This is a genomic window from Catenovulum adriaticum (genome assembly GCF_026725475.1).
GTDB classification, from domain to species: Bacteria; Pseudomonadota; Gammaproteobacteria; order Enterobacterales; family Alteromonadaceae; genus Catenovulum; species Catenovulum adriaticum.
This window is the reverse complement of the sequence record NZ_CP109967.1, coordinates 422196-444789: the sequence shown is the minus strand read 5'-3', so window position 1 is coordinate 444789 and position 22594 is coordinate 422196. Positions and strand designations below refer to the sequence as shown.

Annotated in this window: 12 protein-coding genes; 8 read left to right on the top strand and 4 right to left on the bottom strand. The window is 37.5% G+C overall.

The features are described from left to right. Window positions 1–32: 32 nt before the first annotated feature. Entirely contained in the window at window positions 33–902 is an 870-nt protein-coding gene (locus OLW01_RS17700) for a type 2 periplasmic-binding domain-containing protein (RefSeq protein ID WP_268076832.1), read from the top strand. Window positions 903–970: 68 nt separating this feature from the next. Here the strand turns inward: OLW01_RS17700 and OLW01_RS17695 are convergent, their stop codons facing one another. Both OLW01_RS17695 and OLW01_RS17690 read right to left on the bottom strand, forming a co-directional pair. Next, a complete protein-coding gene (locus OLW01_RS17695; protein ID WP_428980204.1) occupies window positions 971–2581 on the bottom strand; it encodes an IS1634 family transposase in 1611 nt (536 codons plus the stop codon). 342 nt (window positions 2582–2923) lie between these two features. Beyond that, entirely contained in the window at window positions 2924–6055 is a 3132-nt protein-coding gene (locus OLW01_RS17690) for an Ig-like domain-containing protein (RefSeq protein ID WP_268076831.1), read from the bottom strand. Window positions 6056–6204: 149 nt separating this feature from the next. Between OLW01_RS17690 and OLW01_RS17685 the strand changes: the two genes are divergently transcribed. From OLW01_RS17685 to OLW01_RS17665, 5 genes are all read left to right on the top strand, one after another. Further along, window positions 6205–8811, top strand: coding sequence for a glycoside hydrolase family 2 protein (locus tag OLW01_RS17685; protein ID WP_268076830.1), 2607 nt, complete (start codon window positions 6205–6207; stop codon window positions 8809–8811). 457 nt (window positions 8812–9268) lie between these two features. Next, window positions 9269–9598 (top strand): hypothetical protein, encoded by a 330-nt coding sequence (locus OLW01_RS17680; protein WP_268076829.1) that lies wholly within the window; start codon window positions 9269–9271, stop codon window positions 9596–9598. 594 nt (window positions 9599–10192) lie between these two features. Beyond that, complete coding sequence (locus OLW01_RS17675) at window positions 10193–13789, top strand: TonB-dependent receptor domain-containing protein (RefSeq protein ID WP_268076828.1); 3597 nt, start codon at window positions 10193–10195, stop codon at window positions 13787–13789. Window positions 13790–13890: 101 nt separating this feature from the next. Then, on the top strand, window positions 13891–15387 hold the full coding sequence (locus tag OLW01_RS17670; protein WP_268076827.1) for an Ig-like domain-containing protein: 1497 nt from the start codon (window positions 13891–13893) through the stop codon (window positions 15385–15387). Between the two features lie 118 nt (window positions 15388–15505). Next, window positions 15506–17020 (top strand): tryptophan halogenase family protein, encoded by a 1515-nt coding sequence (locus OLW01_RS17665; RefSeq protein WP_268076826.1) that lies wholly within the window; start codon window positions 15506–15508, stop codon window positions 17018–17020. Window positions 17021–17062: 42 nt separating this feature from the next. On the opposite strand, the gene OLW01_RS17660 is transcribed toward OLW01_RS17665, so the two are convergent. Together OLW01_RS17660 and ycaO are read right to left on the bottom strand one after the other, a co-directional pair. After that, a complete protein-coding gene (locus OLW01_RS17660; protein ID WP_268076825.1) occupies window positions 17063–17473 on the bottom strand; it encodes an MAPEG family protein in 411 nt (136 codons plus the stop codon). 147 nt (window positions 17474–17620) lie between these two features. Beyond that, the gene (ycaO, locus tag OLW01_RS17655) at window positions 17621–19363 is read right to left on the bottom strand and encodes a 30S ribosomal protein S12 methylthiotransferase accessory factor YcaO (protein WP_268076824.1); all 1743 of its coding nucleotides are present in this window, start codon (window positions 19361–19363) and stop codon (window positions 17621–17623) included. 318 nt (window positions 19364–19681) lie between these two features. Between ycaO and OLW01_RS17650 the strand changes: the two genes are divergently transcribed. Further along, on the top strand, window positions 19682–21034 hold the full coding sequence (locus OLW01_RS17650) for a c-type cytochrome (RefSeq protein ID WP_268076823.1): 1353 nt from the start codon (window positions 19682–19684) through the stop codon (window positions 21032–21034). Beyond that, a complete protein-coding gene (locus OLW01_RS17645; RefSeq protein WP_268076822.1) occupies window positions 21034–22449 on the top strand; it encodes a DUF7133 domain-containing protein in 1416 nt (471 codons plus the stop codon). The genes OLW01_RS17650 and OLW01_RS17645 overlap by 1 nt, the downstream gene beginning before the upstream one ends. The last annotated feature ends 145 nt before the right edge of the window (window positions 22450–22594 follow it).

Sequence of the window (22594 nt, the reverse complement as noted above, 5' to 3'; positions counted from 1 at the left end):
TTTAATTAAAAACTTGGGGTGAGGTATTTAAGATGCTGGCGAAATTTAAGCACAGCCTATTAAACGGCTTATTCATTTTTTTGTTTATTAATCTAGCAATGGCGAGCGTTTATGCTCAAACTATTCGCCACAACGCAATTAATTCTGGTAAAGAAGCGTATCAGCTAAGTTTGCTCAAACTTGCTTTATCATATGCTGATACAGCGTACACTTTTGTCGAAAAACCTGACTATTTAACCCAAACTACATTACTTAATGAACTTGAACAAAACCGAATAGATGTTGCTTGGGTTGGCACCTCTAAAGCATATGAAAATCGCTTTTTACCTATTCGTATTCCTTTATTTAAAGGTTTACTCGGGCATCGGATATTTTTAATTCGTGAAGGCAATCAAGATAAATTTAACCAAATTAATACCATAAATGAATTAGCTCAGCTTAAAGCAGGACAGGTATCTAGTTGGGTTGATGCTAATATTTTAGCCCAAGCAGGCCTGAAGGTGGTTGGCACCACTAAATATCAAAATTTATTTTATATGCTTGAAGGTGGCCGCTTTGATTATTTACCCCGTAGTGTCTATTCACCTTGGTCTGAAATGAAAGCACATCCAAATTTACCTTTACAAGTTGAGCGAAATTTAATGATAGTCTATCCGCTACCAGCCTATTTTTTTGTAAATAAAAATAATCAAAAGCTACATCAAAATATTTTAACAGGCTTGAATAAAGCGATAAATTCAGGTGAGTTTAACCGGTTTTTTTACCAGCACCCTATGATTAAATCAGGTTTAGCATTAAGCAATATAAAACAACGCACTATATTAAAGCTAAATAACCCTGAACTGTCACCTCAGACGCCATTAAACGACAAACGATTATGGTTTTCAGTCGAAGATTTTTAATTTTTCTCTACTGTCTAAAAATTATTTTTTATTAAGTTTGGCATTATAACCGATCTTCCGCACCACTTTTAGGAATAAATTTTCTGGTAATGATAACCTAAGCAATCAATGATCGTGTGATTGCGATCCTCAAGATTAGCAACGATCTCAGTGTCTTGGTTGATATACATGATGGTGATCCCTTGAAAGCATTGGAACACCCAGCGAGCGGTGGGTTTCTGATGGGGTTTGTATTTCATATCCGGGAAGTACTGCTCTTGCTCTACAAGTTGTTTGCGGATCTGATGCTCCAAGGCTGCATATACCATTAAACAGACCGTCATCACCATTAATAATGCTTCTATTCGTTCTGGCTTTTTCAAGAAAATGGCGTTGGTTAAAAAGTCTGGGCTCTTCAGAAAGCGGAAGCCTTTTTCTACTGATTGCTGTGATTTATACGTGCTGAGCATTTTATCCATGGTTAACGCTTCACTCATGTCATTGGTGGCAATGATAAACAACCCCAATTGTTCCAGTGCCGCTTGGCGTCGAGCCAGCGGGGTAAATAAACGCCCTGTAATTTGGTAATCAATCCGTATCGGGTTTTCATTTTTTTTAGGTCGCCCTTTTCCGGCAAATGCGGGGACTTGCTCAACTTGCCCTTCAACATCACAGAGTATTTGTTTCTTTTTCCATTCCTCCAATGACTTTTGTGCATCACCTTCGCAAGCAAATATTTTTTGACTGAGTTGTTTAAAGCTTTTACGTGCTTGCTCTGCTTGTTTGTGCATGCGCTTACTTAACGTATGTGTTTCGCGTTTAGCAGCTTGCTCACTGCGTACTAGCAACCACTTTTGCTTTACGCCACCATATTCACATTCATGAAACACGCCTTCGTAGCCTGAAGATAAAGGCGTAAAACTTAAAGTCGGAGCTAATTTGATGAGCGTTTTAGCTTCTTTGAGTGTTTGAGGGACACGCGTGATAAATAGTTGATTGATTTGCTGTAAATGAGAAAGGGATTCTTGAACATATAAAGCAGCATCCCCCACCAAGTAGCGACAGCGTTGTGCTGCCTTTAAGCTATTCACATGGGCTTTAACTATCTTTTTAAACCCATCCATATCATTGCAGTTGCCACTGGCGGGTTTCATATAAACCGGAATGCCGGATTGATTTTCACAGATGAGGTTTAAAACCACTTGGTTTAAGTCGGGGCGGTGGTCGCGAGAATACCCTTTGGCAATGTGGATAGTATTAACATCATCATCCACATCGTTTGATTGACCATCATAATGGAAGCTAGTGGAGTCTAAATGTAGTGATTCTCCGCCCAGACCAAGGTGACTAACAACCGTTTCGCCGAGATCTTGGTATAAACTGGATACACCAAATTCATACAGCTTGTCTAAACATCGACCTAACGCATCATCATTGATTTGCTCAGCCTTGACGCCTTCACCAATTAAGCGCTCAAGTGGCTTATCTTTAAAGTACTCACTGTACATGTGTAGCGTTCGGCCAGTAAACCCCAAGCCATTTATCACCATAGCCAAAACCAGTTGGCCAAAGCTTAAAGTACGATCGTTTGATTGACCGAGTTTACGGTCAATTAAGTCGACCAATTGGATTTCATGACAAAAACCAGCCACCAAGCCGTGATGTTCAAGTGTTTTAGTAAAAGGGTTAGGCATTGTGATCACCACTCTCAAAAGAGAGTAATAGATCAAGATCTGGGATCTAGGTCAAGTCTTTTTTTAAATAATACGATCAACTGAATAAAAAAACACCAAGATTAATTAAAAACTAGGTGCGGAATGACGGTTATAAGCGTTAGCTTGTAATGCCAAACTTTCTTACATGGTAACGCAAAATTTATAACCAATTGAAAATTAGCTCGGCACAGGTTTCAGTATGAGTTATCACTAAACCTTGTTGGTTTAGTTGCCAATTTACGGCTTCTTTAATGCCGAGCATTTCAATTTTTCAATACTAATTTTTTGCGCGTTAAAATAGGCTAATAAATTTGCACAGGGCGTTTTTTATTCCAGTATTTTTATTTGTATATTATCAACGTGCGCATCAATTGCGCCGCTTTGAGCCGAAAAATAAAGCTCCATGCGTGCTAAGTGTTCCCCCCAGTTGGCTTCATCAAATTGCAATTCAATGGTTTGCCACCCAGTTGTATTATTCACTGAGATGCTTTTTTCGATCCGCGAGATCCATTCATCTTTTCCGGTGCTATCATTACGCGGTACCATAAAAAATTTCATGGGAATACTGGCCAGCTCGCTTGAGTTAATTTTTATGTCGAACATGAGCATAAATTGGCGGTTTTGATTTTCACCAAAAATTTGTGGCAAGGTGTTTCTACTAAGTGAAATACCATTCGGTTTATCATCATTGTTAATGTTAACTTGTAGGCCGTAATTACCCGTTTTGGCCGCATCGTTTGTTATGTCAAACTGGCTGGTGAGATCGGTTTGCCAAAATTTCCCCCATGGCGTGATATCTCCGTCTTCAAAATCCGTATTCAGATCGGCTAGTAAGTTAGCGTCTGCCTTTGGCACTGTTAAGATAAAACTGCTACTGAGTCCATTATGGCTGTTTGCTGTAATTTCAGCTGTACCTTGAGAAACCGCAGTGACTAAACCTTGATTATCCACTCTTGCTACAGCTTCATTAGAAGAAACCCAAGAAATTGTTTTATTAGGCGCATGATCTGGAAGAACTTGGCTGGTTGCTTGAAAGGTTTTGCCTATTTTTAAAATCTGGTTTTCGTTAACTTTGATTTCAGTGATAACTAGGTTATCAATTTGATTATTAACTTCCAAAATTAATGAGCTGACTTTACCGCCATCATCTGGAAAAGTTAAAGTAATTTCGTTATCTTCAGCGATTAATTCATAAGGGACAGGGATATCAATGGCGCCAAAAAAGCCTTCTTTACGATTTTTTTGATCATAACCAGCCCAATTTTCAGGAACTGTTATTTGCGTTCCATTTATTTTTACAATTGGCTGTTTTGAGCCAGTATGGGCTCGACCCAATCCCATTCGTAGCATGGCTGATGACGGTTGGGTATCTTTGCTGGTTAATTGAACATGATTAATATTAAATTTAATGGATTGATTCGCATTTATCGATTGTAAATGCTCATTTGCATAATAAGTTTTACGTTGTAATGTTTGGTCTATTGGGACGTTTTTATCCAGATCTAAAGTAAATTTAATGGTTTCACCCACAGCTAATTTTATGGCAAGCTCGGAATGCGCTGTACCGTCTAACGCACCACTTATATTCAGGTTTTTACTGGTGTGGGTTGCTGCTGTATTTACCGGAACCGTTAATCTTTCAAGCTCAACTGCCTCAAAATTAAATCCGGTTAGCGCGTTAATATCTAATTGAATATCTTTAACTTCATCTGCAAGATTATTGATGATCAGATAAGCTTTATCGTTATAGGCATAGGCTGCGGTTTGTACATCAGGGTCTGGAGAGGAGATGGCTAGCCTGTGGCCTTTAACATCTTTCCAAAATGCATAAAACAGATGGTTTTTGGTCAATAAATAGTTATTAGGATCTTGCGGGTTTTTAAATTCCCATTTGTTGGTATCAGCATTTAATTGTATTTTTTCTGGATCGGGGCGCCACATTGAAGGATTGTATGGTTGACCATTACCGCTATTTGGATCTTGCCAATACCAAGTGGTGTAACCTGCAATAAATGGAATAGAGGTTAAAATTCGGTCTTCACGAGTTAACAGCTCCATCAAAATGTTGTTAATTGAACGCATAGTTTGACTATTAACGGTTTCGTTATAATCAACTTCATTAGGCGCTCGATCAACTATATTGCCATATTCGGTAATGGCATGAGGCTTAACCGTATTCCATTTATAATGAGAGTAGGTTTCAATTAAATCTAAAATCGCTTGTGCGTTGGCCCCGCTGCGACGAATTTCACTGGTATCATCTGCTACACTGTCATCAATAATATTTATACCGTCATATAAATGCACAGAAAAACCATCCATATAGGGGCCAGCTTCATCCATAAATAGCTTTTGTCGGCTTTCCCAATGGGCAAAATATTTACCCGTATTAAAAGGTAGCTCCATTGACGGCCAAGCAGCGGAATAGCCCACTACATTGAGGTTTTTTAACGCAGGACGGTTATCAATGGCTTTACCTATCTCTTTAAACCATTTTGTCATGTGTTGGCGAGTTTCGTGATCACTGTTGTTATATTGAGATTGATATTCCCATGCATGGACAAAAGGTTCGTTCATAGGTTCAAAAATAAGCGGTAGCGAAGCATCATCGTAATAATGTTCGAAATAATCCGCGGCCCAACGTGCACCTTCAACCGGATTATTGTTAACGCTCATATTATTTTTTGGATGTGAAGTCATCACAGTGCGGTTTTGTTCACCGGTTAATTTTGTCAATGGGTTTGCATGATAACTATTTACATTAGCAGGCCCTTGCTGCTGCGCTACGCTCGTCTCAGGGTAATTACTTTCACCAGCAATTTGCGTAGCAACGTCTATCGGTGACCAAAATTGCCGACCTTGGTTAATATTAAGCTCATCTACATACAATTTTATTACCGCTTCGGTGTAACCTTTAGAAAAACTGTCATGCATATTAAAAAATTTATCGCGTTGTAATATTGCTGAATTTTCATAATATTGCAGGGTGTTAAGTGCGGTGGTAACTATTACTTGAGTTGCATTTGTTTTTTCGGACACACCTTTTATTATTATTTTAAGCTGTTGATCAACGGTTAATGCCCCATCGCTAATTTGATAGCTAAATTTAAATGTTTGGCTTTCGCCTTCATTTAACGTATCAGCAAGATCTGAAGGCGTTATTGTCAGTTGATTGGCTGTGCGTGCTGTTTCTATTGCTGGATTTGAACTGTCAGCGTGCCAATTAATTACTGTTAAATTATCACCGTTTATATCCTGTGCGCCACTCAGCAACTCAATAGTTTGCATTTCACTTGATTCGATAAATTCAAAATTTAATTCACTTGTGACAGTGGGCGCACTGTTATCTATAGGCGTTTGCTTAGGATCATCGTTTTTTTCATTGCTACCACCGCAAGCCGCTAAATTGTGGATCAGCATTGCTGCAACCAATGGTTTTATTTTAAATGTATTTATCATTGAGGTAACCTGATATTAAATGTTATATATAAAAATTAATATTTATTTATGAATCATATTTGCATAGAATAACCAGGATGTAAATTATATGTTTTAATTGTAATTTTAAGTTGATAAAAATGGCGTTTAGCGTGGGGAGAGCTTTTGTAATGAACAATAAAATGAATATGACAGGATTCAGCTTTGGCAAAGCGATTATAGTTACCTGTGCAGGAATTATGTCGATGGGGTGTAGCCAATTGCTTTCTCCTGAGGCTTCGGCTAAACAAAATACAGGGTCTCAAAAAATAACTCAGGTGGAAACGACAGCCAATCAAGATTTTAATTTTGATTGGAAATTTAGTTTATCTGAGGGGGGCAATCGTTATCAGGTTAATTATGACGATAGCCAATGGAAAAATGTGAGGCTGCCGCATGACTGGAGTATTGAAGCTGATTATACTCAAGAAAATACGTCGGGTGCGACTGGCTATTTACCAGCTGGCAAAGCTTGGTACCGGAAACATTTTGAAACCCCTAATGCGCAAGTTGTACAAGTTTTGTTTGACGGTATTTATAATCACTCAAAAGTTTGGGTTAATGGCCATTTACTGGGTTACCGACCGAATGGCTATGTGCCGTTTCACTATGATTTAACGCCATATTTATTTAAAGATGGCCGACAAAACGTGATTGCGGTAGAGGTAGATCGCAGCCGATATGTAGATTCACGTTGGTATACAGGGTCAGGTATTTATCGTAATGTAAAACTCATTACAAATAATAATATTCACATCCCAATTTGGGGTGATTATATCACTACACCAAAAATAACAGACGAGCAAGCCTGGGTTAAATTGCAAACTGAAATTAATAACCGCCAAGACAAAGCTGAAGCTTTGGATATTAAAACTCAGATTTTCAACCCAAATGGTCAACTTGTTAGTTCAAAGCGACAAACGCTAATGGTTAAAGCTAAACAAACAGCGACACTTAACCGCGAATTGACTATTGAAAACCCTAATTTATGGGACATTGATGCGCCAAATTTATATACAGCCAGCACTCAAATTTATAAAGGCGAGCAACTGCTAGATAGTATTAAAACTCAGTTTGGCGTGCGCTATTTTAAAAACGATCCTAATAAAGGTTTTTATCTAAACGGGCGCAACATTAAAATTAAAGGGGTTAATTTACATCACGATGCTGGTTTAGTAGGGGCGGCTGTGCCTAAAGGCGTTTGGAAACGTCGGTTAAGCAAATTAAAACAAGCTGGCGTAAACGCGATTAGAACCGCACACAATTCGCCTTCAAAAGAATTTTTAGAATTGTGTGATGAAATGGGGTTTTTAGTCCAAGATGAAATTTTTGATGAGTGGCATAACCCAAAAGATAAACGTAAAAACTTTAATCAAACAGGCGACGGGGCACACGAAACTCAAAGTTATAGTGATTATTTTGCTGAATGGGCAGAAAAAGATCTTAAAGCCACCATTAAACGCGATAGAAATCACGCTTCTATTTTTCAGTGGAGCATAGGCAACGAAATTGAATGGACTTACCCAAGGTATACCAAAGCAACTGGATACTGGGGTGAAGATACACCAGAAGACGTTAATTATTATTGGTCCGCGCCGCCTCGAACACCAGAGCAAATTAAACAAGCATTAAACGAAACGTCGGTTAAAGGTGAGGCACTTGAAAAAACGGCCGCTAAGTTAGCTAAATGGACTCGTGAAATGGATTTAACCCGACCAGTGACCGCTAATTTAGTGACACCTTCCGCCAGCCATGTAGGCGGTTATACCGACGCATTAGATGTTATTGGCTACAGTTATCGTCAATCTGTTTATGAATATGGACATAAACATTACCCTGAAAAAATGATTTTAGGCACAGAAAACTGGGTGCAATGGCATGAATGGCAGCATGTTTTAGAAAAAGATTATATTCCAGGCATTTTTGTTTGGACTGGAATAGATTATTTAGGTGAATCAAATGGAAGATGGCCTAGAAAAGGCACAAACTCAGGGATGTTAGATTTTGCTGGGTTTAAAAAGCCTAGTTATCATATGATGAAGACCTTGTGGAATGATGAACCTCATATCTATTTAACCACCAAGCCTATGTCTGAATCTGCTTATACTGTTAAAAATACCAAGCTAGTTGAAAAAACAGACGGTAGCTGGAAAAAAGGAAAATGGACATGGCGAGATGTAAATAATCACTGGAATTATCAGACTGAACAGTTAATCTCTGTTGAAGCTTATACCAATCTTGATGAAGTTGAATTAAAGCTCAATGGGGTTAGTTTGGGTAAGCGCAATTTAACCGACAATCCAGATCGGATATTAAAGTGGGCTGTGCCGTTTAAAGCTGGCGCTTTAACTGCGATTGCATGGAAAGATGGAAAAAAATATACCCAACAGCTCAATACAGCAGCTGAACCCGTTGCGGTTAAATTAACAACAGACAAAACTGAACTCAATGCAAATGGTTACGATGTAGCGCATATTGTTGCCCAACTAATAGATAAAAATGGCAACCCAGTTAAACATAAAGAAGGGTTAATTCAATTTGAACTCCCCAATAGCTTGCGTTTACTCGGGGTTGATAATGGTGCCAGTGATAACATACAACGCCATTTGAGCACCCAAATTAAAACCAAACATGGTCGAGCATTACTAATAGTGCAAAGCAAATTTACAGCGACAAAAGCACAAATAACGTTAAAAGGGGCACTTACATCAAACCCTATTCAGCTCACGCTTAAATAAAAGCCCCACACTTGATTTAGTTACCAGAGCGAAAATGCAAGTTTTCGCTCTGCTTTATCTATCAAAAGAGATACAGACAGTTTCGCAAACAATTATGAACGCTATTATTTTAAACCTCTACAGATACACTATAGTGAATACTTCACTTTTAGCTTTGATAGATATTGTCAAATAAAGTTAATTTGTATTTGATTTTATTTTTTTATTGGCTAATTTTATAAAGCTGCTGAAATAACTTTCAATTACATATGTAAATAAAATGTAAATTGATCTAAAGTTTGAAATATCGGAATTTATTTTACATAAGTTCCAAGCGTTATATTTGTCGTAAAAATATAAGCATAAAAAGACAGTTTGTTCTTTTTTATAACATTTCAACGTTAATTTTATTATGTCGCTTGGGTTAAATTAGTAGCATAAAAATATTAAATATCTTATTAATTAAATGGAGCTTTTAATGAAAAATTTACTATTATTAACATTCACAGGTGTATTATCCGCGTTGTCAGTGAGTGCACAAGCAGTCACTTCACAGACATATAATGACCCGCGTCAAACAAGTTATCAGATTGATGCATATTCTGCGCATCAATGGTGCGTTGATAAAGGTGCTCTATGGGGCCAGGTTGATAGCTGGGTTGGCGGAATATTTTCGCATGCTCATGGGCCTTATATGAGATATGACGATCCGACAAATTCATGGATTTTTGATTTTTCTGATTACGACCCTAATCAAGGTTACGAAGAAGTGATAATTGCAACTACAGTTACTTGTCATTTTGAATAAACTACTTCTTAGTTAAGAAATAACAAAAATCCGTTTTAATGATCGGGTTTTTGTTTTTTACAACATAAACATCCTCTAAATATACACTGCCATTTGCTAAACATTATCTTAGTTTAACAGATCTTAAATACAACTCCTTTGAGCTCATTAGTTTTTACATTTAAATGTTATTCATTTTATAAATAAAAAATAAACTTATTAGGCTTTAAAGCTTTAAAAATCAAATTTGAAATATTTAATTTGCTTAATGTTGAATATTGTAATTTGTTAACAGTAAAAAGTATATTTAATTTGAGTTTATTTTTTTATATTAGTTAAATTAAATCAATTGATTACATGATTGTTTTATCTCGTAATAAAGATATTCTTAATTTTTTGTGATTATATTTATTAATATTAGTTTTTGGTTCAAATATAAATTCATATGTTTGTTGACAAATCCATGGTGGATTATGTAATATAATTGTATCTAATGTTTTAAATTTGTTTTTTTAAAAGATTGGTATTAGCAGGATTAAATAATGAGCTGTATCCATGCTCTGCTATAACCTTTAGATACAACAATAAGTGAATGACCATTTGGAGATTGAACTGATGTCTACAAGCTTTAAACTAAAACCTATAACTTTGGCTGTTTTGCCTTTGTTATTTGCAGGCAACACTTATGCTGCCGAAAATGATTCAAAAGAAAATGAAACAGATGAAACAGAAACGATTGAGGTTACGGGTTATCGTGGCAGCTTGCTTAAATCTATACACGACAAACGTAACGCTAAAACGGTTGTAGATTCTATTTTTGCCGAGGATATTGGTAAAAATACGGACCAAAATATCGCAGATGCTTTATCTCGGGTAACGGGTGTATCAATTCAAACAACAGATGGTGAAGGGACTAAGATCTCAGTACGGGGTGCAGGTGCAGACTTAAACCAGATTTCATTAAACGGCGTTGCTTTAACCAGTGCCGATCCTAATCAAGGCGTTGATTTAAGTTCTTTTTCTTCAGATATTTTATCTTCTATTCATGTATATAAAACATCCAGTGCCGATCACGATGAAGGCTCATTAGGTGCTAATGTTGTATTGAAAACAACTAAGCCATTAAACTTACAAAAAGATAGATTATCATTAGAAGTACAAGGTAAATATAATGATTATAATGATGAGTTTGATCGTAAAATATCAGGCTCTATTTCGCATAAGTTTTTTGATGATACTTTTGGGGTGATTGTTACTGCGTCAGATGAAACTCAATCTATTCGCCGGGATGAGGTAACAGGTGACTGGCTTGAACCTTATCAAGAAGTAGATGTTCGCGCAGGTGGTGCAAGAGACTTAGATGGCAACTTAATTGAAGAAGATACAGTTGCTATTATACGCAAAACGATTCAATACAATTTGAACCAAAATCAGCGAGATAGACAAACTATTAACGCTGGCTTTCAATTTATTCCGGGCGACGGCACAGACATTCAACTTGATTTAAGTTATTCAAAACAAGAAGTGTCAAACGATAATCATAGCGTTGGTATTAAAGCGCCGAATTTCAATACTAACAATAACTTTGATAATTTAACCGTTGGTAGTTTAGGCCAAGGCATTAATCCTGTAACTGGAGAAAAGCTAACAACTGAAAATGGCGAACCGCTTTTATTGCCTTTAGAAGCGGATCCTCAGCAAGACTGGTGGGTAGTTGATACTGAAAATCATAACTTAGTTAAATCGCTAAACCGTTTTGGTAGTGGTGGTTTTGGTCGTAATCAAGGCGGTAATGAAACTGAAAATAAAGTCGCTACCTTATCAATTCAACATTATATTACTGATAATTTAAAAGTTGATTTAACAGCAGGTTATTCTAAAACCGACTATCAAACCACGCCTAATAGTATTGTTACTACAAACAACTGGGGTACTATTCCACGTGAGGTCTTGGCAAACACACCTCTCGATTATTTAGAGCCAATCGGTTATGACTGTACTCAAGGTAAATGTCAAATTGTAACGTCAACTGAAGATTATATTTATGTGCCAGGTGGTATTAATAACAACATGGCTAATATCGCTTCTGGTGGTTTTAACCCACTAGACCCATATGCTTCGCATGTTGGTTTTGTTGCAAAAAATAATAATACAACAGTGGATATAAATAAAAGCATCTTTCTTGATTTTGATTGGGACGTTGATTTAGCGGGTATCACTCAATTTGAATTTGGTGCTAAGGTTTCACAACGAGATAAAGACGTTTACACTCAGTACCAACAATTCCAAGGTGCAGGTGAAACGGTATTTGATCCAGAAACAGGCAAACCCGTCTCCGGTCAATCAACTGCGGATATTTATGTAGCAGACATTATTGACGACGGCACTTTACCGGTTGATGACTTTATGCATGGTTTAGTCGGCAATAGCTCGCAATATGATAGCTCGTTTTTGAAAGGTTGGGGTTTAATTAATGCCGACAAAGCATTTAGTGAAATTTTCGGCTTAGAAAACTCAACTTTAATTGGTGATGAAAGTGGCAGCCGCCGCACTATTCAAGATAATCATTCACTTTATTTTAAAGCGAATTTTGCATATTTAGACGATCGCTTAAGCGGTGATGTGGGTATTCGCTATGTGCATACCGAAGTCGCTTCACCTTTTGGTAATTCGTCAGTTAAATTCTTTAATGGCGACCAAATTTTTACACCTCATGAATTAGTCGCAAATGGACTATTTGACCCCAGTAACGATGCATGTACGCCGTTTAGCAATGCCAACCAAACGATTAGAATTGATGGTACATATACCACAAAAACAGCTGAAGAACTCAATGCACTAAACGGTACTACAGATGCAGTTGATCAAATTTTTGATCCAACCCCAAATATTGTGGGCGATAAAGAATATGGTCCAAATGATGGCCCAGTGCCAAATCAATATCCATGTTACGATGCTCAAATCGCAGAGACTTACCCAAACGGACAGCCTGAAAATACAGTCATGTTAGATCCATCAGAACCTGTGCCAGCAGGTTATACAGGACGAAGCTGGTGGGCTAATTATCGTCATACTGATACTTCTACTCAAAAACGTTTTAATGAAGGTCGAGAGCAGCGAATTTTTAGCAGTACAGGTAATGGCGAGAGTGACGTATGGCTTCCGAGCTTAAACTTAAATTATCAAATTAGTAATGAATTAATTGGTCGTTTTGCAGCATCAAAAACCATGGCTAGACCTGGATTTGATCAGTTAAGACCAGGTTTTTCATATAATGAAAACGTTTGGGGTGAATACAGTCGTATGACAGCGCCAAATTCTAATTTGCAACCTCTAAAATCAACCAATTTAGATTTATCGTTAGAATGGTACTTTAATAACACCGGTCAAGTTTCCATTGCTTTATTCAATAAAGATATGGTTGATTTTACTGAAACTGTCAAAGAGCGTTTTTATACCAAAGATTTACGCCATGATTATGATTTAGAGTCTATTAACCTAGAAGATTTTATTATCAATATGGCAGATGGTATGACACCTGAAAATTCAGATTGTATGCCAGATAGGGTAGTACAAGATAAACTTAGAAATAGTTTAACTTTTGGCTGTGAAATGGTTGAAGCCTCTATTGTACGTAATGGCGCTGGCGTTCAGACCCGAGGTTTAGAATTTGCATATCGTCAAAACTACGATTTTTTACCGGGAGAATTATCAGGTTTAGGTCTTGATTTTAACTATACCTACGCAGACTCAGAAACAGAGGCTGAAGTACTTGAACAATCAGGTAAATTACTTAAAGCACTACCTCAAGCCTACACCCCCAAGCATACAGCTAATACGGCTATATACTGGGAAAAATATGGTCACCTTGTGAGATTGACACATAGATATAATTCTATTCAGTTAGCAAGCCGGGGCCAAACCAATGGGGCTTTATGGGACGACGCGCGTGCAACAGTCGACTTATCTGCTAACTATAAAGTGAACGAAAACATCACAGTTAGCTTTAACGCATTAAATTTAACCAACTCTGATAAACGAACTTTCTTTACTAGTACCTCTATGGATTTAGGTATGCGAGATGATGAAGGCAATGTGATTCCTTATGATGAAGGGAATCCAATGGATGATAGCAGTGTTGATACCAGTAGAACGGTGACTCAATACACTACCGGTCGTCAGTATCGTTTAGGAGTAAGAGTCCAGTTTTAATTTAGCTTTGGTGGTGCTTTGCTAAGATACAATCAAAGCACCTGAATCAGAATGATTAAATGTCCTGTTTAACGGGATATGCAATGAGTTAGGTAATTATTATGAAATCAATTTTAACAAAAAAGTCAGTTATTGCGTTAGCCATTATGGCAGGCCTAACAGCTTGTGGCAGTGACAATGATGATAAGTCATCAAATAATATTCCGCCAGTGACTGTCGCGCCGGGTGAATTTGAAATAGTGGTTGCAGAAGACCAGCCTGCTGCAAAATATAGCTTATTAAGTAATGTAAAAAATGAAGGTAATCGCATTTTTGCCCGTGACTTTGAGCATATTTTTGCCAAAGATGAAGACGGAGTTAAATTACCCACTGAACCTGATATCCCATTTCAAGGGATAACTAAACAGGCTGAAAATATTATTATTAATCCTGCTTCTTGGGCCGATGTACTTGAGTATGGTGAGAGTTTACGCTACCAGTTCGATTACGTAATAGATAACGGTTCAGATACTTTAGTCGAGCGTAGTGTTTATGTTCGAGTGTTTGGTGCTGAAAATAAAGTATCTCAAATTGATATTCTGGTAAACGATGATATTGAAATTCCAGTTGGTGAAATGGCGCAATTTAATGCAGAAGTGGAACCAGACAATGCAACGTTTAAAGAAGTAACTTGGTCGTCATCGGACGAAACAATTGCAACTGTTGATATTTCATCTGGCATGGTTGAAGGCGTTGCTGAAGGTATGGTTGAAATATCTGCAACTTCCAAAGATAGAGAAGTAGTTGCGACAAAACAGGTTAAAATTGTAACCAATTCGACTAAACCAATCGGGGTTGAAATTACTCAAGACGGTGAGATAGTTAATGAGGTATCAGTTGAAGAGGGTGGTACACTTCAGTTAGGCGCTAATGTTATGTTTCAAAACGAAACAGAAACTTCAAATAAAAACGTAACTTGGTCATCTGCAAACGAAGGGGTCTTTACAATTGATTCAAGTGGGATGTTAACTGGTGTTTCTCGATTTAAAGGGGCTTCAGTTGCCCGAGTTCGTACTCAAGAACAAGGCTTGAACGACGATGTTACGGTCAATGTAGTTGCAAATTCAAACTATTTGTATGGATTAAACCACAGTTTTGAACTCGGAAAAATGGGTTTGTGGGGGCGGTATTGGGAAACACCGGCTGATACAACACTTGAAGTGACAACAGAAGCCGCAAGCGAAGGTGACTATGGTGTACATATTAAAACGGGTGATACCATAGATAAGCATGTCGGCTTGGTGTTAACCGCTGCAGACTTTCCGCAAATCTTAGGTGCTAATAATGATAAAACTTACCGTGTCACTTTTGATATTAAATCTAATAAAGCTGGTGGTGAGGGTTACTTTAGAGGCATTGTTGCAGGTGCATGGGCAGATCGTTGGGAGGGTTGGTTTGCTTTTACCACAGAATGGACAACCGTTACCATTGAAAAGCCAGCAAAAGACTGGGTAAAACATGATCCTGCTAAAGCTCGTTTGGATTTTTACTTAGTTAAAGATGAAGTTAATGGTATTGATGTATATATTGACAATATCCAATTAAGAGAAGTTAAATAGCAAGCAGTGAATCTCTTTAAGCTGCGAAAAGCCCATGTTTTTACATGGGCTTTTTTGTATTTATATATAAAACAAGATAAGCTTAAGTCATCTCAATAACAGTCCGAAATAAAATAATATGCAAACTATTACAATTGTGGGTGGCGGGACTGCTGGCTGGATAAGTGCTGCAGTTTTAGCTAAAGGTTTACCGGGCGATGCGTTTGAAATTAAACTCATTGAGTCGCCAAATATTCCAACTGTTGGAGTGGGTGAAGCCACTATTCCACCTATTATTCAGCTACTTAAGTACCTTGAATTAGACGAAGCTGAATTCTTAGCTCACATAGAAGGCACTTATAAATACGGCATTCACTTTGAAAACTGGTCAAAACCAAGTGAAAGCTATATGCATGCTTTTGGGGTGTTAGGTACAGATTATCAAGATATTGCTTTTAGCGATCTCTGGTTGGCTTATGCCAATAAGTTAAACATTAAAAATTTAACTGATTTTATTCCCTCTGCAGTTGCCGCTTATCAAAACCGATTTTGTCCTGCTTTACCTATTCCTGACAGTTCAAATCCGAATGCATTTTTTCCGTTATCTAATTTATTTTATGCATTTCAGTTTGATGCGGGTTTATTGGCGAATTATTTAAAGCAATACAGCAAAAAATTGGGCGTGAAGCATATTCAAGCTAATGTTGAAAGCGTTCAGGTTAAAGCGGGTAAACAAATAGAGTCTGTGATGCTCGACTCTGGCATTGAGGTTAAAGCTGATTATTTTGTGGACTGCTCAGGCGCGAAAGGCTTATTAAGTAAACAGGCTTTAGCGATTGAGTTTGACAACTGGCAAGCCTATTTGCCTTGCGACAGAGCTATTGCCGTACAAACAGAAAACCTAGCGGATATTGCACCTTATACCAAATCAATTGCGATGAGCTCAGGGTGGCGCTGGCAAATACCTTTGCGAAGCAGAATGGGTAATGGTTATGTTTATTCAAGCCAGTTTTTGAGTGACGATCAAGCTTTATCGGAATTAACCCAAGCATTAGAGAGCAAAACAATCACTGAGCCCAAACAGTTAAGATTTGAAACAGGCTGTTTGCAAACACCTTGGTTTAATAATTGTATCGCAATCGGCCTCTCAAGTGGATTTTTAGAGCCGCTTGAGTCAACCAGCATTCACTTAATTCATAAATACGCAGTAAAACTAAAAAATTCGCTGTTACACGGTGTGTATATGCAAGAAGAAGCGCAACAATTTAATTTGGCTTTTAAGCAAGATGCTCTTGATATCAGAGATTTTTTAGTGGCGCATTATCATATCACTGAACGCCAAGATTCTCAGTTTTGGCGTTATTGTAAAAATATGCCTATTCCTGAATCATTACAGCAAAAATTGGCTGAGTTTAGCGCAACAGGTAAAATAAGCCTTAAAAAAGATGCCTTGTTCAGTTACGGTAGTTGGCTACAATTGCTAGTGGGTCAAGGATATATTAAGGCGACACCGGGTCAATTTGATGGTTTGATTCAATCAGCTAATACGCCCAGTGTAGAACAGGCCAAGTTGTTCTTTGATAACGTAAAATATGCGATATCACAAGAAGTAAAGCGTATCCCTAAACATCAAGCCTACCTTAAATTAAACTAGATTAAGTCGGTTTTTGTTATCACTAGCAAAAACCGAATTGAATTATTTGGTAAAATAATATCGAATCAGCAAATCAATCCACATCGCCAGAACCACAATATTGGCTAGCCAAAAAGCAATAATTCGATGTAATAAATGGTTATAAGTTAAATGAATCCAAGCATGAATAGATCTAAAAATAACGAAAAGCCAAGCTAAGGTTATAGTGAATTCTGTTACAGTTTGAGTGACTAGGATTAACGTTGAAATGACATAAAACAGCATAGGCATTTCAAACTGGTTGCTGAAATTGCGGGATGTTTTAATCACGTTTTCGGGCGGTTCGTTATCTTGCATCAGTAAAAAATAACGGGGTTTTAATAGCCCTTTTTTAACACTGTTGACTCGCACATAAAAAGTATAAAAGCCTACCACAAAGGTTAACAATACCATGCTAAACATAGCTAAAATCATTATTTTCTCCTGATTAAAAAATAAAAAGCTCACTGGATATTGACTAAAAATAGTGAATAATCAGTGAGCTTAAAGCTGGCTTACGCTATATAAAATAACGCTATATAAAATAACGCTATATTAGACAAGGTTAATTAGTAAAAAGCGTTATGACCAATTTGTGGTTTTAGCCGCTTGTAATTTTTTATAGCCAGCTAATAATTTTTGGTGTGTATTAAAGCCTTCGAGATTTAACCCAGGGCAGTGTAAGCCATGGAATACCACTTTAGCTTCCACCATATCAAGGCACAATTTAACTAAATCATCACCGTACATTAAGCCCAGCGATTTTAAGTAGGGTGCATATTCCTTAGACTCATCCCATTTTATTTCTAATAAAGCCTGAATACAGCGGTATTTACGGACATAATCTGGTTTTGATTGATCTAAATGTAAACACCAGCTAACCCAATCAAGCGCTCGCTCATCTTGCATTGCTAGGGCAATTAATGCTTTTAATTCGCCTAAGCGCATATCGGCCCATAAAGTGCCAGCATCGGGTGCTAAACCAATAAACTCAGCTGCTGCCAGTGCATCGTTATAACCACCTTCTTCTAACCCTTCAAATACTTGAGCTAATTCATCATTTGATAATTCAGACAAAGTTAAAAACGCTTCTCTAAATAAAGCACCGTCGTTGTTATTGTTCCACAATAATTCATCAACCGGATAAATGTCTGACATACCTGGCACTAAAATTCGGCAAGCGTAAACATCTAAATGACGGTAATCTGATATATAAATATCAAACCCCATATCGTGAATTAAATTAACTAGTGTGTCGTATTCAGTCGCTGTGTCAGAGTCAAAGTCCCAATCTGCAAATTGGTAATCTGCTTGGTCTTTAAAAAAGTCGTATGAGATAACGCCACTTGAGTCAATAAAGTGAAGTTCAATATTATGAGGCGAGGCAATTTCTGCTTCATCAAAACAAGCGGGTTGAAATACATCTAGTTGATCTAAACTGCGCCCTTGTAATAATTCGGTTACCGTACGCTCAAGCGCAACTTCAAAACTGGGATGTGCGCCAAAAGAGGCAAATACACTACCATCGGTTGGATTGATTAAGGTAACGCTCATTACCGGATAACGACCACCTAATGATGCATCCGCAATTCTAAGGTGAAAACCATGTCCTTCGAGCGCTTTACAAGCGGCTTCAATTTTTGGAAAGCGGGCGACTACCTCAGCCGGTACTTCCGGTAAGCAAATGCCTTCTGCAATAATTTTGTTTTTAACGTAACGTTCAAATACTTCAGATAAGCCCTGCACTCTAGCTTCGTTTTGGGTATTACCAGCAGACATACCATTGCTCACAAAAATATTAGCAATGACATTAATAGGAATATAAATGTCTTTACCGTCACGCACCCTGTGATAAGGCGCTGCGCAAATTCCTCGTTCACCAACGCCTGAATTCCAATCAAAAATTTGATCCGGTGTTAATTCGCGATTTGGATCAAAATAGTCCCAAAGACTTTCATCCATTAAACCGGCTGGCATATGCTCGCCGTCATGTTCAAACCATTTTTCGTTTGGGTAGTGGACAAATTCTGATTCGCTGATTTCTTTGCCTAAATAAAAGTCAGCAAAAAAATAATTACAACTTAAACGCTCAAAATATTCACCCAGCGCGCTGGCTAAGCAAGCTTTGTCTGTTGCGCCTTTACCGTTGGTAAACATTAAACCACAAGTTGGATCTTTAATATGAACCGAGTAGCAGTTTGCAACTGGGTTTAGCCAAGAGGCTTCTTCAACTTCAAAACCAAAAGATTTTAGTTTGCTTTGCATGGTTTCAATAGATGTTTCAAGCGCCGAGTCTTTGCCCTTGATAAAGGTTTGTTCAGACATGATTTCCTCAGTATTTGGTTTGCAACAATCAATATAAAATATCCGACTATTATGGACAAGTTTTTTAAAATTACCATGTAAACATCAATAAATTACTGAGGTACCTGCTTATATTAAAACTCAAATTTATGGATAGAGTGTTTTAAATACGAAGCAGTGTAGACACCAGGATAAATACGAAAGATTTGGCTATTGTTATTTATGCTGCTTTGTAAATAAATGATGCGATTTACATGTGAATTTGTTATTATGTGTTTACATGTTTGTTGGTGTTAATTTTTTATATTGTTGTCAGCAATATAACTATTTGGGGGCTTTATGTCGCAATCTTGTTTTCGATATTATTTCTTTATTTTGTTAATGACGGCATTACCCGCTCAGGCTAATGACGTAAATGAGCAGTTATTGTCTTTAAGTCAGAATACGGAAGTGATTAATAAAGGTGAGGAAACGTTTAATGTTTTTTGTGCTGGCTGCCATAAAAAAGATTTATCTGGTGCAGCGGGTGTTAATCTTAAAGATGCAGAATGGTTACATGGTTCAGAACCTGCACAAATCCTTAAAAATATGCAAAACGGCTTTTCAAAAATGCCTGGTTTTGGGTCGGTTATTGGCGCAGAAGATCAGCATGCATTAATTGCTTATATACTTTCGAAGCGTGAAGGTTTTGAAAACTTAACCTATACACTTTACCAACAAGATGGCGTTGATGACCTAACATTTGATGAGTCCGATAAAGTGAAATCAGAACGAATTAAGCATAATTTTCCTGATTTTGAATTACCTGAAATACCTCATTACGCAATTGTATTTGAGGGAGACTTTCATGCGCCCACCGACCAAGAAGTTTATTTACATGCCTTTGGTGTAAAAGATTTTATTATTGATTTAGAAATTGATGGTGAAACGGCTAAAGATGCAAGTGGTTCTGTTTGGGAAAAACACTGGTTGTTAAAACCAGGCAAGCAACATCTTAAATTTACTTATGTGACCGGTAAATCGGGTATTAAATGGAAGGGGGCCCGTAACATTCTGTTGTACGTGGTTAATGCAGACAACACCATCAAACTATTTCCTGTTTCAACTCGAGCCCGTAAAGAAAGTAAAAATACGAGTTACGAAGTAAAAGCTGCCAATAAATACGTTGTTCAACAGAAGAAAATTATTAAATTACCGCCGTACTCTATCGCGGTCGGTGCTCCAGAAAAAGTTAACTATGCTTTTAATAGTCGTAGTTGTGCCATTAATGGTTTATGGCAAGGTGATTTATTAAATGTAGGCCCCAATATTGGTGGTCGAGGTAAAGACGGCAGTATTCCACTAGGTGATTGGCTATATCACTTTCCAGCGCAAATTGTCCCAGATATCGCTAAAGAGCAAGTTTGTGAGTTTATTAAATACCGTATTGATGGTTCGCCAGAGTTCCAATTTTCTGTTAATGGTATTGTGCTATCGGTACAAGCTGATACGAGTGCGAAGAACAAAATTCGTTTTGTATATCAAATATTAGAAAATCCTAAAAAACAAGGCAACTTAGCCTTCAAGTTACCTGTGTCTGACAAAGTTATTATTACGGCAGACGTAGGAAAAATAACAGATAAACAATGGGTTGTTGATATTAAACAGCACGCTAAGTTCGCGCTTGAGTTAGCTTGGAAAGGAGATAAATAATGTTAAATAAAAAACTAAAAATTGCTGCTGGTTTAATATTTGCCTCTTGCTTAACTATTCAGCCAGCAATGGCAAAACAAGTGTATAAGCCAGACGGCTATCATTTACAGACGATCGAAACACCTCAAGATGTCTTGTTTCACGTTACAGGTTTAGATTCAGATAAAGATGGTACGTTATATTTTGCTACCCGTTTTGGTGACGTTTGGACTTTAAAAGGAAAACAATGGAGTCAATTTGCATCTGGGTTACACGAACCTACCGGCTTATTGGTTGATGATGATGGTACTATTTTAGTCGCCAACAAACCTCAGCTCACCCGATTAGTTGATATTGACCATGATGGGGTTGCTGAAGATTACATCCACGTAGCCAGTGGCTGGGAATTTCATAACGATTATCACGAGTTTAACTTTGGACCAGTTAAAGATAAAAAAGGGTATTTACATGGTACGTTAAATATTGGTTTTCAAGGCGGCTGGGGTGGTTATCGTGGCTTCGCTTATAAGGTCAGTCCTGAAGGTGAATTTACACCCTATTCGTGGGGACTTCGTTCGCCAGCAGGAATAGGGGTTAGCCCTGAAGGAGAAATTTTTTATTCTGACAATCAAGGTGCTTGGGTAGGAACATCTAAAATCCATTTGTTAGAAGAAGGCAAGTTTTACGGTGAACCAAGTTCGTTAGTGAGCCTGCCTGATGTACCAAGACGCTGGGAAGAAAAATACACAGTAGAAGATTTAGATAAAATGCGGGAGTTGCCTATTGTTCAGTTGCCACATGGTGAAATTTCTAAATCGCCAGGTAATCCTGAATGGGACTTAACCGAAGGGAAATTTGGTCCATTTAAAGGGCAAATGTTTATGCCTGATCTCACTATGTCGAGTATTTTCCGTGTGTTATTAGAAAAAGTGAATGGTAAATATCAAGGTGCGGCGATCAATTTTATGAATGGGTTTCAAAGCGGAAACATTCGTGCCGAATTTGATAAAAACGGTGAGCTTTGGGTAGGTCAAACAGCTCGGGGTTGGGGGTCAGATGGCGGTAAACCCTTTGGTCTACAAAAAGTCGTTTGGGATGGTACTAATCCTTTTGAATTATTAGATATTAGTTTAACTAAGACAGGGTTTAAAATTTCTTTTACAGAAGCGCTTGATGCAAGCTCAGTCACAACAGAGAGCTTTAAAGCGCAGCAATGGCACTATCATTATCATAAAAAATATGGTTCAGATAAAGTAAACCTGAAAAATATTAATATTACCTCGGTTGAATTGTCGAAAGATAAAAAAGAGATCATACTCACTATGCCGTTAGAGGCCGGCAACGTTGTTGCGATAGATTTTTCTGCTTTACAAAGCCAATCAAAACGAAAAGCGTCGTCTAGCAAAGTTTATTACACGCTTAATTCGACTTATTAAACTGAATTAAAGAAACCAGCTAGTTACGACAAGTTGGCTTTTGGGTATGGACGTTTTATTGATAAGTTTTGAATGCTGCATAAGTATCATCAAAAGTAGTGGGTTGTATATCAACCCGCTACATTAATGCCTTGTAGTTTATAAA

Coding starts and splice junctions, on each gene's coding strand:
- OLW01_RS17650 (WP_268076823.1), top strand. CDS start 19,682: ATGTCGCAATCTTGTTTTCGATATTATTTCTTTATTTTGTTAATGACG.
- ycaO (WP_268076824.1), bottom strand. CDS start 19,363: ATGTCTGAACAAACCTTTATCAAGGGCAAAGACTCGGCGCTTGAAACA.
- OLW01_RS17645 (WP_268076822.1), top strand. CDS start 21,034: ATGTTAAATAAAAAACTAAAAATTGCTGCTGGTTTAATATTTGCCTCT.
- OLW01_RS17675 (WP_268076828.1), top strand. CDS start 10,193: ATGTCTACAAGCTTTAAACTAAAACCTATAACTTTGGCTGTTTTGCCT.
- OLW01_RS17665 (WP_268076826.1), top strand. CDS start 15,506: ATGCAAACTATTACAATTGTGGGTGGCGGGACTGCTGGCTGGATAAGT.
- OLW01_RS17685 (WP_268076830.1), top strand. CDS start 6,205: ATGAACAATAAAATGAATATGACAGGATTCAGCTTTGGCAAAGCGATT.
- OLW01_RS17660 (WP_268076825.1), bottom strand. CDS start 17,473: ATGATTTTAGCTATGTTTAGCATGGTATTGTTAACCTTTGTGGTAGGC.
- OLW01_RS17680 (WP_268076829.1), top strand. CDS start 9,269: ATGAAAAATTTACTATTATTAACATTCACAGGTGTATTATCCGCGTTG.
- OLW01_RS17690 (WP_268076831.1), bottom strand. CDS start 6,055: ATGATAAATACATTTAAAATAAAACCATTGGTTGCAGCAATGCTGATC.
- OLW01_RS17670 (WP_268076827.1), top strand. CDS start 13,891: ATGAAATCAATTTTAACAAAAAAGTCAGTTATTGCGTTAGCCATTATG.
- OLW01_RS17700 (WP_268076832.1), top strand. CDS start 33: ATGCTGGCGAAATTTAAGCACAGCCTATTAAACGGCTTATTCATTTTT.